Annotated in this window: 17 protein-coding genes; 10 read left to right on the top strand and 7 right to left on the bottom strand. The window is 23.8% G+C overall.

All coding sequences use genetic code 4. The features are described 5' to 3' along the window. Window positions 1–44 precede the first annotated feature (44 nt). Together AACL11_RS01845 and AACL11_RS01840 are read left to right on the top strand one after the other, a co-directional pair. Window positions 45–200, top strand: a complete 156-nt coding sequence (locus AACL11_RS01845) for a hypothetical protein (RefSeq protein WP_338987926.1) — start codon at window positions 45–47, stop codon at window positions 198–200. 68 nt (window positions 201–268) lie between these two features. Further along, window positions 269–529, top strand: a complete 261-nt coding sequence (locus AACL11_RS01840) for a hypothetical protein (RefSeq protein ID WP_338987925.1) — start codon at window positions 269–271, stop codon at window positions 527–529. Here AACL11_RS01840 and AACL11_RS01835 read toward each other — a convergent pair. Then, a protein-coding gene (locus AACL11_RS01835) for an IS5 family transposase (RefSeq protein WP_281747819.1) occupies window positions 515–1,304 on the bottom strand; the annotation gives its coding sequence in 2 pieces (ribosomal slippage) (window positions 515–1,042 and window positions 1,044–1,304; 789 coding nt in all). The genes AACL11_RS01840 and AACL11_RS01835 overlap by 15 nt on opposite strands. Between AACL11_RS01835 and AACL11_RS01830 the strand changes: the two genes are divergently transcribed. From AACL11_RS01830 to AACL11_RS01820, 3 genes are all read left to right on the top strand, one after another. Next, a complete protein-coding gene (locus tag AACL11_RS01830; RefSeq protein WP_338987924.1) occupies window positions 1,286–1,735 on the top strand; it encodes a hypothetical protein in 450 nt (149 codons plus the stop codon). The two genes, AACL11_RS01835 and AACL11_RS01830, sit on opposite strands and share 19 nt — an antisense overlap. A gap of 499 nt (window positions 1,736–2,234) precedes the next feature. Then, the gene (locus AACL11_RS01825; RefSeq protein WP_338987923.1) at window positions 2,235–2,558 is read left to right on the top strand and encodes a hypothetical protein; all 324 of its coding nucleotides are present in this window, start codon (window positions 2,235–2,237) and stop codon (window positions 2,556–2,558) included. A 135-nt stretch (window positions 2,559–2,693) separates the two neighbouring features. Continuing rightward, a complete protein-coding gene (locus tag AACL11_RS01820; protein ID WP_338987922.1) occupies window positions 2,694–2,822 on the top strand; it encodes a hypothetical protein in 129 nt (42 codons plus the stop codon). A gap of 18 nt (window positions 2,823–2,840) precedes the next feature. Here AACL11_RS01820 and AACL11_RS01815 read toward each other — a convergent pair whose 3' ends face one another. The 3 genes from AACL11_RS01815 to AACL11_RS01805 all read right to left on the bottom strand — a co-directional run bounded on the left by AACL11_RS01815 (window position 2,841) and on the right by AACL11_RS01805 (window position 6,826). Then, on the bottom strand, window positions 2,841–3,926 hold the full coding sequence (locus AACL11_RS01815) for a hypothetical protein (protein ID WP_338987921.1): 1,086 nt from the start codon (window positions 3,924–3,926) through the stop codon (window positions 2,841–2,843). A gap of 491 nt (window positions 3,927–4,417) precedes the next feature. After that, window positions 4,418–5,656 carry a rod shape-determining protein gene (locus AACL11_RS01810; RefSeq protein WP_338987920.1) on the bottom strand — a complete coding sequence of 413 codons (1,239 nt, stop codon included), beginning with the start codon at window positions 5,654–5,656 and terminating at the stop codon, window positions 4,418–4,420. Between the two features lie 30 nt (window positions 5,657–5,686). Beyond that, entirely contained in the window at window positions 5,687–6,826 is a 1,140-nt protein-coding gene (locus AACL11_RS01805; protein WP_338987919.1) for a rod shape-determining protein, read from the bottom strand. Between the two features lie 178 nt (window positions 6,827–7,004). Between AACL11_RS01805 and rsmA the strand changes: the two genes are divergently transcribed. The 3 genes from rsmA (at window position 7,005) to pth (ending at window position 9,705) form a co-directional block, all read left to right on the top strand. Beyond that, the gene (gene rsmA / locus AACL11_RS01800; RefSeq protein WP_338987918.1) at window positions 7,005–7,850 is read left to right on the top strand and encodes a 16S rRNA (adenine(1518)-N(6)/adenine(1519)-N(6))-dimethyltransferase RsmA; all 846 of its coding nucleotides are present in this window, start codon (window positions 7,005–7,007) and stop codon (window positions 7,848–7,850) included. Window positions 7,851–8,112: 262 nt separating this feature from the next. Beyond that, window positions 8,113–9,120, top strand: a complete 1,008-nt coding sequence (locus tag AACL11_RS01795) for a ribose-phosphate diphosphokinase (RefSeq protein ID WP_286641660.1) — start codon at window positions 8,113–8,115, stop codon at window positions 9,118–9,120. A 21-nt stretch (window positions 9,121–9,141) separates the two neighbouring features. Next, window positions 9,142–9,705, top strand: a complete 564-nt coding sequence (gene pth / locus AACL11_RS01790; RefSeq protein WP_338987917.1) for an aminoacyl-tRNA hydrolase — start codon at window positions 9,142–9,144, stop codon at window positions 9,703–9,705. Between the two features lie 19 nt (window positions 9,706–9,724). Here pth and AACL11_RS01785 read toward each other — a convergent pair whose 3' ends face one another. Beyond that, on the bottom strand, window positions 9,725–9,982 hold the full coding sequence (locus AACL11_RS01785) for a hypothetical protein (protein ID WP_252320612.1): 258 nt from the start codon (window positions 9,980–9,982) through the stop codon (window positions 9,725–9,727). A 120-nt stretch (window positions 9,983–10,102) separates the two neighbouring features. Between AACL11_RS01785 and AACL11_RS01780 the strand changes: the two genes are divergently transcribed. Together AACL11_RS01780 and purB are read left to right on the top strand one after the other, a co-directional pair. After that, a complete protein-coding gene (locus AACL11_RS01780; RefSeq protein WP_338987916.1) occupies window positions 10,103–11,665 on the top strand; it encodes an adenylosuccinate synthase in 1,563 nt (520 codons plus the stop codon). Window positions 11,666–11,667: 2 nt separating this feature from the next. After that, window positions 11,668–12,969, top strand: coding sequence for an adenylosuccinate lyase (purB, locus tag AACL11_RS01775; protein ID WP_252320738.1), 1,302 nt, complete (start codon window positions 11,668–11,670; stop codon window positions 12,967–12,969). A gap of 347 nt (window positions 12,970–13,316) precedes the next feature. Here the strand turns inward: purB and AACL11_RS01770 are convergent, their stop codons facing one another. Together AACL11_RS01770 and AACL11_RS01765 are read right to left on the bottom strand one after the other, a co-directional pair. Next, window positions 13,317–14,435, bottom strand: coding sequence for an Mbov_0401 family ICE element transposase-like protein (locus AACL11_RS01770; protein ID WP_338987915.1), 1,119 nt, complete (start codon window positions 14,433–14,435; stop codon window positions 13,317–13,319). A gap of 612 nt (window positions 14,436–15,047) precedes the next feature. Then, the gene (locus AACL11_RS01765) at window positions 15,048–16,208 is read right to left on the bottom strand and encodes an Mbov_0401 family ICE element transposase-like protein (RefSeq protein ID WP_338987914.1); all 1,161 of its coding nucleotides are present in this window, start codon (window positions 16,206–16,208) and stop codon (window positions 15,048–15,050) included. Window positions 16,209–16,260 lie beyond the last annotated feature (52 nt).

Raw genomic sequence — 16,260 nt, 5'->3', positions numbered from 1 at the left:
AAGAATTAAAAAAACAAAATGGTTTTTCAAAATTAGATATTAATATGATTAATATTGTAAAAGTAGATGGTGATCCTTTAACTACAGAAGATTTAAAAGAACATGATACACATGTTAAATTAACATTAACAGATGAAGGAAAGAACCATTTTATTGGTGAAAATAACGATTTAAAAGTTAATTGAGTTCCAGAGGTTTAATAAAATAAATTATGGAATATTTATAAAAATAAAAATGTAATATTTTAATTTATGAAAGGAAAATATATATGAAAACTTTAGTAACATTATTAGGAACGATTGGTTTAGCGTTTACAAATGCAAATAATTTTTTAAATATAAATAATAGTCCAAAAGAAGTTAAAGAAATAACTTATGAATTTAGTGAAAATAAAAAAGATATTGTTCATAGTTATAAAACTTCATCAGTATCAAATCCAGCTTATGAAAGTTGAGATTTTGTAGTTTCTACAGGTTTAAAATCTTTTCAAAAACCAAAATCTATTAGAACCTGTTTAGAATCTTTTTAATAAAATTGAAATAAAGGAAAGAACAACCATTTGTAAACTAGTATTTAGTTTTCTTTCACAATTTTTTCATAATCTTCTGCATTTTTCTAATCATGCAAAGCTTCGTTCTACAACTCATCTTTTTGGTAGTACTACAAAAGAATGTAATTCATTACGTTTTACAACTTCAACATTTGCATTTATGATTGTTTTGATTGCAGAAGCAAATTTTTCACCAGTATAGCCAGCATCTACTATTATTTTTTGAACTGTAGAAAGATTTTCTTTTTCACTTTTAATCATTATGATAGCACTATTACGATCTGTTTTTTCTGCTGTAGTTATGTAAATTGCATGTGGTAAACCTTGCGTATCAACTGCAATATGACGTTTTATTCCTGAAATCTTTTTACCAGCATCATAACCTTTATTTTCAGTAGTATCTGTATTTTTAACACTTTGCGAATCAATTATACAAAAACTAGTTTTTTCTTTTCGATGATTCTTAATACGAATCTTTTTAACTAATTTTTTTTAAAATTAATTGCAATACACTAGGTTCTTTATCATTGTTTTTACTTCAAATTTGGAAATAATAATATACAGTTTGTCATTTTGGAAAATTTTTTGGTAACATTCTTCATTGACAACCACTTTTTAATACATATAAAACTGCACAAAACACTTCATATAAATCTAAATTTCTTGGTTTTGTTTTCTTTTTGCTGTTTTCTAAAGTTGATTTTATGTTCTCAAATTGTTCTTTAGTAACATGACTTGGATAATTTTTATGCATATATACCTCTTATTTTAAAATATATAGTAATTTTACATTATTTTCTAAAAGATTCTAAACAGGTTCTTAGAATATTAGAATGATTTTTAAATAATGGTTCAGATAAAATAGACTGAGGTTCAGAACATTATGATGTATTTTCTGTTCCTTTAAAAATAATGGGAAAAGAAATTAATAAAATTAATGAGGGAAAAATTACAGATGAAGAAGTAGCATATAATAGAATGAATTTTTCATTTAAAGAATCGTATAAAGATTTTTTAGCAACTGCTGAAGTTGTTAGAGGTATAACTACTGCATTATTTTTTGATAATCTTGATTGACACATTCAATTTTTATTTCCTGCAAAATTAACATTCGATATGTCATTTTCTAATGTCTATTTAACTAGAAGTTTAGGGTATGGATTGAAATTTGCAATAGATTATTAATTAAATATTTAAAATAAAGTTATAATATAAAATTATTAAAGCAGATTGTAATTTGAAGTGTAAAACTTTGAATTACAATCTGCTTTTAGTTAGAAAAAAGTTTTTATATTATTTATTTTTTTATAAGCAGTGCTACTATTTTTATAGTATTCTTTTAAAAAAAATAATAATATTAACTTGTTAAATTATTATTTTAGATGAAAAAGTAGTAGTATTATCAATTGTAAAGTCAATTGGTAGTATTTTAAGTTTGTATTTTTTATTTATAGTAATAATAATAAACTAATATATATGTTTTAAAGACAATTACATTATAAAAATATACAATTTGATTTTTATGTTTTAATAAATTATTTACTTTAATTTTCTTTTGAATCTGATTTTTAAACAAAATATTTATTTTTTGCATTAGATTATCTTTCTCCCATAAGTAGTATAATAATATTATAACATTTTATATTAAAATTTTATATAAAGTAAAAAAAGGAGTAATGAAAAAATGATAAATAATAATAATAATTTTATTAAAATAGGTTTAATAATTGGAATGATTATGTCAATAATATTACTTATTAGCTGTATTATTTATGGAATATTTACATTTTTTAATTATTTTTCACTAGTTATTATTTTAATAATTATTTATGGACTATTTCAAGTGATTCCCTTTTTACTTTGTTTAAATAATTATTTTATTGAAGAAAAATGATTATTTTTAACAGGTTTATTTAGTTTAACAACATTTGTTATTCCTGGAGTTTTAATTTTAATTGGTTATTTTGTTAGACAAAAAAAATTAATAAAACTTATTAATAATAATTAATTTGTAAAAAATAAATATTATTTTATTTTTAGGTTATTATTTTATATAATTTTCCTTTATTAATATTGCTTCATGTTTCTCTATATAATAGACTTCTTGGATTAAAATATTAAAATTAAAAAAGATAGGAAATCTATGATATTTGATAAATTAAAAACTATTAAAAATACAAGATTATTAAGATTAACTAATATAAATAATATTAATTTTAATAAAATTCTAGGAATTTTAAAAATAGAAGAATTAAAAAAGTTTATTAATTAAAATATTTTATGGAAAAATTTATAAATAAGTTGGTAATTTTTTAATAAAAAAATCATTTAATAATTCTCAATTTCACCCTCGTCCAGATTGCGGCGTTAATAATCATTCAGCAAAGGCTTCGGCAAAAAATTCACCTTTTTTATAGGGTTTTGCTTGGCTTCAAAATATACGACCATAATTACTTTGCACAATAATCATTGGGAATACTATTTTTTTTTGATAATCACTATTACTAATATTAACTTTATCATTTAAGTAATCCATTAATAATTGACTACAATCAGAAATTGGCGGCCTCATCACGTGATTTTGTGCTCTTCAAACAGATGAATAATCATTATTAATTTTAAAAATATTTTTATTAAATAAACAATTTTCGATTTTATTATTTTTAGGTCAATTTCAATTGTTATTAAACGTACTACGATCAGCATCCGTTAATGATAAAAAATTATCGAAAGCATGACCATATTCATGATTACTAACACTAATTATGTTATTAGTTGCTCATCAACCCGCTTGATAGTTTGCGATAATTTCTTTAATATTAACAAAATCTGGACCATAAATTTGACGTTGACTATTAATTAGATAAGAATATTGATTATAAGCAATGACGTTTTTATTTGATATTGGTGCTTGAGTAACACTTTGCATTAAACGTAAAATGTTATTTTTACCATATACTCCTGCCATAATATTATAAAAACGTAATTGTTCTTTTTTTCCTGTTTCAGTAGCAAGTTGACTTAAACCAACATCTTTATATAATTTTTCTCAATCAACATCATTGTTTTGAGTTCCTAGTCGTGTATTAGTTAAATCATGTGCTAATTGATTAAAATCAAGAAAAGGTAATGGTTTACTAGCAGTATCATAAAAACTATTAAATTCATTATTTGCCATTTGACTAGCTGGCTTTTTAATTTTTCGTTCATTCTCTTTAATAAAACTAGTCATTTCTGATGATCAACGATAACGTAATAAACTAAGATAATAATCACGATTATAATTAGCTTGGCAACTTCAAACAATAATTCAAGCAAGTAAACCAGTAACCAATAAAACTATGAAAATTATAAAAAATTTACGATATTTTTTCATAAAATCTCCTTTTAAAAAAATTATTATTAATAATTTCAAATTCCTTATTTAAATTAATAATTACAGAAAGAAAAAAATATTAATTGGTACCTTCTAGGCATTTCATATTTTTGTTTGCTTTTTTTGAAACTGATAACTAAATCATTACCATTATTTTCATTTCATTTTGATACTTGTATTGGTAAGGATTGTATTTATTGTTTGGTTTCACTACATGCCATAATAGTTAAACTTGTTCTTAATTAAAATTAGTGTCCCTAAAATGGTTAGTAATCTTTTCATATCTTAGTTTAATACTCTTATAATCTTTAAATCTTTTAAGATGTATTAATAATTTTATATGATTTTTATGATATTTTTTTTGAAATAGTTAATGATATATTTTAAGCGTGATTATTAATTTTTTAATTTTATATAGTAATTTATTATTTATATAGGTAAAAAATGCACTTCTATAAATTTTAAAAGTGCATTTTATTTAAACTTATTTTTTATCCTAAATCTTCGTCTTTTGTTAGAATTTCGCGGTTAGGATTTTGTTCAGCTATTAATTGTTTGTAAATTGTATCACGATATTTTACACAACCATCAATAACATTATCTAAAGGATTTTGAGCAACACGTACTTCAAAGATATCTCCCTCATATTTTTGACGAATTGGTTTTGTACCTTTTTCAGCTTTAACTTCGATGAAATATTCCTTAGCCAATTCTTCTTTAATAAATTCATCAATTTTTTTAATGTAAGCTCCACCACCAGAAATTGTGATTCCCTTACCTTTTTTCTTTAAGTCACTAACACTACCAGCAGCTTTTTCCCCAGAAGTTCTTAGTACTCTACGAATTGATGGAATAACATGTTCTCTAAATTGAACTTGCATTACATTTTCACGAATTTCTTCTGGTGTAATTTCAATAGTTTTAGAAATTGACATTGTTTCTCCTGGTTGAGAGTCTAATCTAGGTAATGAAACACCTGAAATAGTGTATGGTTTTTCATCTTGATATTTAAGAAGTGAACCGATGTTCTTTTTAACATCTTCTGCTTCTTTAGTACCAATTTTTAAAGCATGCTTTTTAGCTATGTATTCTTGAATTTTTTGTGTTAAATAGTCTCCAGCACAATGTGTTGTATATGAATATAGGATTGAATCGTTGCTAACTACGGCAATATCAGTACTTCCCCCACCAATATCAACACACATAATTGCAGTTCCAAAAATATCTTGGCCTGAACCTAATGCTGCCATTTTAACTTCTTCTTGAACAAATCCACGAAGTGCTCCTAAACGATGAACTATATTTTCTAGTGCTTCTCTTTGTACTGAATTAATTTCACTTGGTGTTGCCATTAAAACAATTAAATTAGGGTTTTTATCAGCTTGTTTTGAATCTTTAATTTCAAGTCTAAAATCTTGAAAAATTTTAGCAAGGATACGTTGTAAAGCATCTGGATCAGCAATATTACCATCACGAACTGGACGCTTAATAACAACATTTTCATTTGTTTTATCAATTAAAGCTTTAGCTTCTTCACCATAAAGAATAACATTTTTTTCATAGTCTTCAGCAAGATAAGTTGGAGCATCATATGTAAGTCCAATGTTAACATACCTTGCTTTAAAGTTTTCTGTTCCGACATCTAAAGCTAATCATTGGTAGTCATTAATAGACTTAATATTACTTTTTTTATTTAAGTTTTCTTTGGGTTTTTTATCAAATAATCCCATTTTTTTTCCTCCTTCTACACACCTGGAATTTTAATTACTTGGTCTAATGAATCCTTTTTCATATACATCTTGTTTATGAGTTTCATAGGCTTGAGTTCCTCTAATTACACACTCTCTTGGATTATTAGCAGATACCACATGTTCTAAATTTAGTCGTTTTTTTAGATAAGTTGTAATATTTTCAAGCAAAGCACCCCCACCAGTGATAGTTAAACCGTCTTTCATAATCATTTCTGAAAAGGCAGGTCCGGCTTTATCGATAATGTCACTACATAGTGCAACAATTGGTTCAAAGGCTTCGGTAACTACTCTAGCTACTTCTTGCTTAGGAACTGTAATTTGTTCAGGTTTTTTAGTTTTAGTACTTTTTCCATGGATAGTAATTTTATTTTCACTATCTTTTTCACCATCTATTCAAATACCAGCACTAATTTTTGTTTTTTCAGCCTCCATTGAGCTAAGAGATATATAGTGCATTTTTTCAAAATGTTCTTTAATACTACGTTCAATAGCATTTCCAGCAATTGGAATTGAATCTTGAACAATAACTTCTCCACTTGATAAAATGGCACAGTCAGAAGTTCCACCACCAATATCAAGAATAAATACTCCTGAAGCATCTCAAAGTGCTTCCCCAGCACCAATAGCTGCCAATTTTACTTCAGGAACAATAACAACTTTTTCAGCTTTCATTACGCTTTCATTACTTGCATTATATCTATTGGGAAATTTATCACTATAAATTGGAATTTTAGCTACTTTTTTTCCTTGTAGAATTTCACGTAAAACAGTTCTATCTAATTTATAAACCTTAGATGGAATAGCTACAAGTGCTACTGAATTTTCTCAAATTTTTTCAGCTTTCACATCAATAATTTGTGTAAAAATTTCAGTTAATAAAGCAATCAAAGCATTATTGTCACTAATAACACCATTAGCCATTGGTTCTCTGAAAATTTTATTCGCTGGAGTTTTTTCTTTCATTAATAAAGCAGCTTCACCAATGAATACTTCTCCGTTTTCTGTATCAAATACAATTGCTGATGGTTGACTATAAACAACCCTTCCATTAACTCTGACAATTAAATTTCTTGTTCCTAAATCTAGAGAAACAATATTAACGTCTTGGTTATTGTGTCCGTCATTAGCAACCTCTATTTTTGTTGCCATATAAAAATCATCTCCTTTTCCCACTCAAATTAATATTTATTTATTAAGTTGATATATGTTAATATTACCACATGTAGATTTGCTAGTAGTAAATTTAGCATATATGATTAGTTGGCTAACTATTTGTTTAATTATTACTAGTATATAATTAACTAAAAATGTGAATTGGAGAATAATAATGGAAAATCCAAAAAAAATATTGAAAAAATACGACTTACATGCAGTTAAAAAGTTTGGACAAAACTTTTTAATTAATAATAATATAATTGATAAAATTGTTAAAACTAGTAATTTTAAAGATGAAGATGGCATTGTTGAAATTGGAGCGGGCATTGGTCATTTAACCAATAAATTACTCAGCACTGCGCAAAAAGTTGTGACAATTGAAATTGACAAAAAATTAATTCCTGTTTTAGAAAAAGAGTTAAATGAATACAAAAATTTAAAAATTATAAATGATGATTTTTTAAATTTAGATTTAAAAAAAATCATTAATGAAGAATTTGCAATAAATCAAAAAATTCATGTAATTGCAAATTTGCCTTATTATATTACCTCACAAATTGTTTTAAAATTATTAGAAAATATTGAATTATTTGATTCATTTACATTAATGATGCAAAAAGAAGTTGCACAAAGATTTTGTGCTAAACCTAAAACTAAAGTATATAATAATCTTTCTGTTATGTGTCAATTTTATTGTGATGTTAAAATTATTTTTGATGTTAGTCCTAATAATTTTACTCCGATACCTAATGTCACAAGTAGTGTTGTTTATTTTAAAGTAAATCCTAAATTTCAACTTGATGAACCACAATTATTTTGAAAATTTGTAAGAAGTTGCTTTGTTAATAAGAGAAAAACATTAGTTAACAATTTGGGTATTTATTTAAATAGTAAAGAAAAAGCCGTTAATTTAATTAACGACTTATCTTGATCATTAACAATGAGATCTGAAGAATTAACATTTTCAATGTTTTACCAGTTATTTACTATTATTAATAATAAATACGTTTCAGAATAATTATTAAAATTAATGATATTAGATTGTGGATAATAAGTATATAAAACACCTCAGCAATAATCCTTGTTTATTAATAAACATATTTTTAAATATTTATTATCCGTTAACTATTATAATGATTTTATTTTTTCTTGCAAAAGATATAACTTTTTATTAATTATTTTTAATTAATAGTCTTTAAATTTAATATACTTAAATTGTAATAAACATTGTATAATGAAATTATAATTATAATTTTTAGAAACATGTAAAGGAGGATTTAATGAATAATGTAGAAAACATTGTAGTTTTTGGTTTAAGTGCTAGTCAAAAATTTACACAAGAAGTTTGTAAAAAACTTAATATTGAACCTGGAAAAGCAGAAATTAGTCGTTTTGCTGATGGTGAATTTAACATTCAATCTATAACATCAGTACGAGGGAAAGTGGTATATATTATCCAATCAACTTCGCCGCCAACTAATGATAATTTAATGGAATTATTAATTTTTGTTGATGCTTTAGTTCGTGCATCTGCTGCTAAAATTCATGTAGTAATTCCTTATTTTGGTTATGCTCGTCAAGATCGAAAACAAGGTGGTAGACAACCTATTACTTGTAAACTTGTTGCAAATTTATTAACTGTTGCGGGTGTTGATCGTGTTATTACTGTTGATTTACATTCACCACAAGAACAAGGATTTTTTGATGTTCCTGTTGATGATTTACGAGCAACTCAAGATTTAGCATCTTATTTAATTGAAGAAAATTTAACTAATTTAGTTGTTGTATCTCCAGATCATGGTGGTGTTACTCGTGCTCGAAGATTAGGTAATTATTTAAGTGTACCTTTGGCAATTATTGATAAAAGAAGAACAACTCCTAATCAAAGTCAAGTTAAGTTTGTATTAGGAGATGTTAAAGAAAAGAATGCTATTATTATTGATGATATGATTGATACAGGTGGTACTATTATTAATGCAGCAAAAGCTATTAAAGAACATGGTGCAAAATCAGTTTATATTTTAGCTACTCATGGTATTTTTAGTGGGCAAGCTTCAAAAAATTTGAAACAAGCTGTTATTGATGGAATTATTAAGGAAGTTGTTATTACTAATACTATTGAAATTTCTGAAGAAAAAAAATTTAATGGCTTAAAAATTATTTCAATTGCTGATTTTATTGCAAAAATGATTGATGCTTCAATTAATAATAAATCATTAACAAAAGTTTATGATGATAAAACAAATGAATTAATAAAAAAAATTAATAATAAAAATAGTAAAAAATAATAAAGAGGAAATTTAAAGTAGATGAAATTAGTTATTGGATTAGGAAACCCAGGTAAAGAGTATGAATTGACACGTCATAATATTGGTTTTATTGTTATTGATATGATTTGTGAAACATTACAATTAAAAATTAATCAAACTAAATTTAATGGTCAATATGTTAAAACTGTTGTTAATGGCACTGATGTTATTTTTTTGAAACCATTAACTTTTATGAACTTATCAGGTTTTTGTGTTTCAAATTTTATGAATTATTTTAAAATTAAAATTGAAAATGTGTTAATTATTCACGATGAAGTTGATTTAAATTTTGGTCAATTTCAATATAAACAAAAATTTAGTGCTGCTGGTCATAATGGAATTAAAAGTATTTTTAATCAAATTGGTAGTAAAGATTTTCAAAGATTAAGAATTGGTGTTGGTAAAAATCCTAATTTTAACACGGCTGATTGAGTTTTGAGTAAGTTTAGTAATGATGAGTTAAAGAATATAAACGTTCATAAACAATTTTTTGTAGAAAGCATTAGTAGTTGAATTACTGATAGTAAATTTGAAAATATTATGAATAAATATAATAAAAAATAATTAATATATTATAAAAATATTAAAGAATATTTTCATTTTTATGTTTTCTACATAAGTAAACATAAAGTTGTGTTTCTTTTTCTTTTTTAATTTTTTCTAATTCTTTTTTAATTTCTTCAATTAATAAAATATCATTTTGTGTTTGCTGATATTGATTTATTTCATTTATTTTTTCAAGTTTTGCTTCTAGTAATTTCTGCTTACAAATAGGACAAAGTTTGTCAAAATCATCATTATTATCATTTTGAAAACTGTCATTATCAAAATTTCATTTCATTTTTTAAGTTTCCTTTACTAGTTTATTTTTAATAACAATATTTTGATAATCATTATTAAATAATTATATAATTAATTTATAAATTTATAAATACTTTTTTTTGAGTATAAAGGAGACAATATGAAAGCAAAAAAAAATATAATCAAACCAACAATAGAAAAGGCAAAAACTAAAGTTGAACAACTTAATAAAACTATTAAACCAAAAGTTAAAGATGTAAAAAAAGCAACTAAAGTAAAAACGCAATCAATAAAAACTGAAACTGTTAAGCCAATCATTAATAAGATGAAAGTAGATTTTGAAAAGTCAAAACATATAATAAAAGAAGAAAATCAAAAAATTACTAATAAAATTGTCAATACTAAAAATATTTTAATATCAAAAATTGATCAACCAAAACCATTTAAAACTACTGCTATTATTGGTTGTCAATGAGGTGACGAAGGAAAAGGTAAAATAACTGACTATTATAGTCAAAATTCTGATGTTATTGTTCGTTGAAGTGGTGGTGATAATGCCGGACATACAATTGTTTTTGATCATCAAAAATATAAATTAAGTATTATTCCTTCTGGTATCTTTAATAAAGATTCATATTGTGTTATTGCTAATGGTTGTGTTGTTAATCCAGAAAAATTAGTTTCTGAAATTGAATATTTAAAAGCTGCTGGTTTTAGTTGTCAAAATTTACGAATTTCTGATCGTGCTCATATTATTTTATCTTATCATTTAGCATTTGATGAATATGAAGAAAAAATTAAGGGTGATAAAGCTATTGGCACTACTAAAAAAGGAATTGGACCTTGTTATGCTGATAAAGTTAATCGGATTGGAATTCGAATGGGCGATTTATTAGATAAGGAACGACTATTAGAATTGATTACTGATAATTTGTTAATTAAAAATAAAATATTAAAAAATGTTTATGGATATGAAAAAGAATTTAATGCGCAAACAATATATAATCGTTTATTAGAATTATTACCATACTTTAAAGATTTAATTATTGATACTGGTCAATTTTTAAATGAACAATTAGTTAGAAATAAAAAGATATTATTTGAAGGAGCACAAGGTACTTTATTAGATTTAGATCATGGTACATATCCTTTTGTAACATCTTCTAATCCAAGTGCTAGTTCAATTGCTATTGGTTCAGGTATTTCTTTAAAAGCAATTAATGAAATTATTGGTGTAACTAAAGCATACAGTACAAGAGTTGGTGCTGGTGCGTTTCCTAGTGAAGTTTTTGGTAAATTAGCAGATTATATTCGTATGACTGGTAATGAATATGGCACAGTTTCAAAAAGACCAAGAAGAATTGGATGATTTGATGCAGTTATTGCTAAGTATAGTGCCCAAATTAATGGATTTACTAGTTTAGCTATTATGTTGTTAGACGTGCTTACTGGTATTGAAACATTAAGCATTTGTACGCATTATACTTTAAATGGCGAAATAATTAGATACATACCTTCTCAAATTAATAACTTTAATAAATGTCAACCACATTTTATTACTATGCCTGGCTGAAATGAAGATATTACTAATATTACTAGTTATGATGAATTACCAGAAAATGCTAAAAATTATTTAAAAAAAATTAGTGAGTTGGTGGGTGTTCCAATTAGAATATTTTCTGTTGGTCCAGATCGTAAACAAACTATATTTATTAAGGAGTAAAAATGATTGAACGTTACGAAACAAAAGCAATGACTAATATTTGAAATATGAAAAATCGTTTAAACTTATGAATGAATTTTCAAATTGATGTTTGTGAATCATTACAACATTTAAATATAATTCCTTTTAAAGATTTTCAATTAATTAAAAAAAATGCTAAGTTAGATATTGAATTAATGAATAAATTAGAATTAGAAACTAAACATGATGTAGTTGCGTTTACTAGAATGTTAAGTGCTAACTTAAAAACTGAAAGTCGTTGAATTCATTATGGTTTAACTTCAACTGATATGGTTGATAGTGTCCAAAATCTACAAATAAAATTTTCAAATGAAATTATTGAAAAAGCTTTAATTACTTTACAATTGAAATTAAAAGAGTTAGCGTTTAAATATAAAGATCAATTAGTAATTGGTCGCAGTCATGGTATTTTTGGTGAACCAACTTCATTAGGATTAAAATTTGCTTTATGATACGATGAAATAAATAGACAGTTAGTAAGGTTGGAATTAGCAAGAAAACAAGTTGAAGTTATTAAGATTACGGGTGCTATGGGTAATTTTGTTCATATTTCGCCAAAAGTTAGTGAATTTATTGCCAAAAAATGAAAAATGGAAGTTGACAGTTCTGCTACGCAGGTAGTACAACGTGATCGTTTGATTTTTTTAATTACACAATTAAGTTCAATTGCTACAACAATTGAAAAAATAGCTTTAGAAATTCGTTTGAGTCAACGTAGCGAAGTTAATGAACTTTTAGAGGGATTTTCTATTTCACAAAAAGGTTCAAGTTCAATGCCACATAAAAAAAATCCAATTGGTTCTGAAAATATTTGTGGTTTAGCAAGATTAGTTCGAAGTTATAATAGTATAGTATATGAGAATAATTTATTATGGTATGAACGTGATATCTCTCATAGTTCTAATGAACGCATTATGTTACCTGATATTTATCATATATTAGATTTTATTATTAATAGAATGACAAATATTTTAGATAATTTAGTAATTAATACTAGTGCCATGGCAAATAATATTGCTAAAGCTAATGAACTTTATTTTTCACAAGTAGTTTTATTGGCTATTATTAAAAATAATCCAAAAATAACACGTGAAATTGCTTATGATTTTATTCAAAAATGCACTTTAGAAGCACAAAATAAAATGATTAATTTTAAAGATGTATTAATAAAGAATAATATTAATCAATATTTAACTAGTGAACAGTTAAATGAATGTTGTAATAATAATATTTTTTTAATAAATGTTGATTATATTTTTAAAAAAGTTTTTAAAGATAAATAATGTTTAATATTAAATTTAATTAGCATTTAATTTATTAATTTTTGTTTTTTTATTTTGGGAGATTGTCAAAAATCCGGAATAAATTAAATGTATATAGTCTTATTATATTTTAGACAAGAAATAATTTGGATTTTTATGAAATTGTACAATTATATTACTATTTTTTAAAATATATTTCAACTAAAATACTTATTTTAAAAAATTCCTAAAAAATTAAAAAATAAATTTAATATTTATACACAACAAAAATGCTTATTAAAGTATCTTTAATAAGTTTTATTTTATTTTATTTTTGCTCTTTTTAAAAAAAACTAAATTTTTAATTTATAATAATTATATTTCTGTATTTATTCTGTATTTATTTTATTACATTTAAAAATAACCATTTTAATATAAATTAAAATATTATATGTTCTATTACCAAGCATTTCTTTTAAAACATGTCAAATATTAGTTTCTGTAAAGCAACCAATATTTCACTTTGCACTTTGATTTTCAATACCTTGTTTATTATTTTTAAAATATTTTTTCTTTAATTTTTTATGATTATCTAATTCTTTATATAAATAATCAATTAATTGTTCATAATTACCATTATTAATTAAATTTTTACAATGATTATATTCTTTTAAATATTTTCCTTTATTTCCCGCCATTATTCCAAGATATAATGTTCTAATTAAATGAAATTTATCTAAAACAAACTGTGCACCTAAATAATCAGCAACTTCTTTAATTCATCCTGCACTATCACCACAAATAATAATTTTTGCTTGTTCAATATTTTCATAAAATTTTTGACAATGCTCTTTAACAAATTCAGCAGTCTTTTTAACTCCAATTACTGTTCTTGTTGGTCTTATAATTGCCTTTACTCTTTTATTTTGTACTTTGTGATTAATATTATCTGTATATGTTACTATTAATCGCATAGAGTGTTTTATACCTTTACGTTTAAAATTTCAAAATTTTCGATGACCATCATCAATTGCTACAAAAATAGGTTGATTTTTTTCTAATTTTACTTTTTCTGGATTTGCTTCAATTACTTCTAAATTTTTAAAAACTCTATGAACAGTACTAACACTAATACCTGCTTTTTTACAAATAGCACAAATATCATGATATCTTTTTCCATCAGCAAAATATTCAATAATAGTTTGTTCAATATCTTCACCAATTCTTTTATATTTAGGTAATTCTAGTAATTCATCAACTAAACAAACACGAATTCATTTTTGTAATTTTTCATCAAAATATTCATAAATTCTTCTTTTATAAGTTACTAATCCATACATTATTTTTCTTGTTCGATATTGATAATCAACAATTTTATATTTCTTTTTATCTCTTGTATTTTTTATTCTTCAATCTCATTTTTCTCATTTTTTTGTTATATGTTCTAAAACTAATTTATCAATTTTTGCACTTTGTTCTCTAAAATTTCATTTATAATTAAAATTCACATTTACTTCTCCTAACTATTTTAAAAAAAACTAAATTTATTGTAAATATATTTAAAAAATTAATTTACTTAATTATTATATAAATATATAAGTGTAATTTTAAATAAAATAAAAATTATTTAAAAAACCACTTTCATATTTAAAATATAATAAACAAGTTGAATATCATTAATATTATTGGTCTCACAAAATAAACGCCTTTAATTTAGGCGTTATTTTGCATTTAAAAGCATACTTGTAAAAATAATCAAAAATAGTACAATTTATAAGTAAAATCAAGGAAAAAAGGAGTAATTTAATATGAAAAATATATTGGGAGCGTACCGATGTTGTCAATAATATTCAAATTTGTCTTAAAATTATAAAGTTAGACGAGAATAATTTTGACTTCAATATGCAATTGTATGTTAATCTTAACACTTGAAAAATATTAGTCAACAATAATACTTACTTTTATAAGTCAAAAATTCTTATTAAAGTTTACTTTAATAAGTTTTTAATATGTTATAATGTAATAAAGTCCTTTAAGATAAACCGTATACCGTTATGATTACTAAGCGTATGTAAAGTACGTGGTCTCTTAGGCAAATCCCTTAATTAGGGATTTTTATTTTATAATAATTGTACTGCTGTGTTTATTTGATAGCATTTAAAATTAACCATTTTTGTATACATATCAATGTTATAAGTTCTATCACCAATCATATGCTTTAAAATTTGTTTAATATTAGTTTCAGTAAAGCAACCAATATTTTCAACTAATGCTTGGTTTAATACACCATCTTTGGCATTAATAAAATAACCAACTTTTAATTTTTTATATTTTAAAGTTAATAACTGTAAAAATTCAATTAATTCATAATATTGACCTTTTGCAAATAAATTTATTGCATTTTGATAGTGTAAATTAGCAATTTTATCTTTTTTTCTTCCTGCCATTATCCCAAGAAATAAAACATGAAAAGCATGGAATTTATCTAAAATAAATTTAGCATTTAAAATTATAGCAGTTTTTCTAATTCATTTTGCACTATCGCCACAAACTATTAAATTTGCTTCGTCAAAGTTTTCAAAATATAAATGACCATATTTTTGAATAAATTTAGCTGTTTTTTCTGCGCTAATTTCTGTTTTTGATACTCTTATTTTACAAACTGCTCTTTTATTAATTAATTTTCCATTTTTCTTTTTACCAGTACAAAATACTAATAATCTCATAGAACATTTTTTACAATTTTTAGTATTGTGTTTTTCATTAAACTTAAATTTTCTATGTCCATCATCAATATTTATATATAAAGTTTGATTTGGTTGCAATAGTATTTTAGGGATATTTGCTTTTGGTAATTCAAATTTTTGATATGTTCTACAAACTGTACTATTACTTATTAAATCTTCAATAAAAGTATCACAAACATCACGATATTTTTTATCATCAGCAAAATATTTTAAAATTTGTTTAATAACATCTGGTGCTAATTTACTATACTTTTTAACACCAAGATAGTTATCTAGCAATGAAACAAATTCCTTTTTTTGTGTTTTTGGGTTATAATGTATACAAATACGTCGTTTATAATTTAATAAACCTTTTTTTGTTTTTAATTTTCTTTTTCTAAATCTATATGATTTATATTCAGATTTATCACATATACTTCATAAATAATCATCTATTTTTGCAAATAATTCTTCTGTTTGTTGTAAATTTAATTCATCTTGATTAAAATAGTGTTTGTCTCAATCAAAATGATTAGGGAATGGTAATATAAACATTTTTAATGTTCCTTTCTTTTTTAAATAATTTAATTTTAACTTATATATGTTA

The sequence above is a fragment of the Spiroplasma endosymbiont of Dasysyrphus albostriatus genome (genome assembly GCF_964019495.1).
Classification (GTDB): domain Bacteria; phylum Bacillota_I; class Bacilli_A; order Mycoplasmatales; family VBWQ01; genus Spiroplasma_E.
Note: the sequence above shows the minus strand (reverse complement) of the source record. Positions and strands in the feature narration are given on the sequence as shown.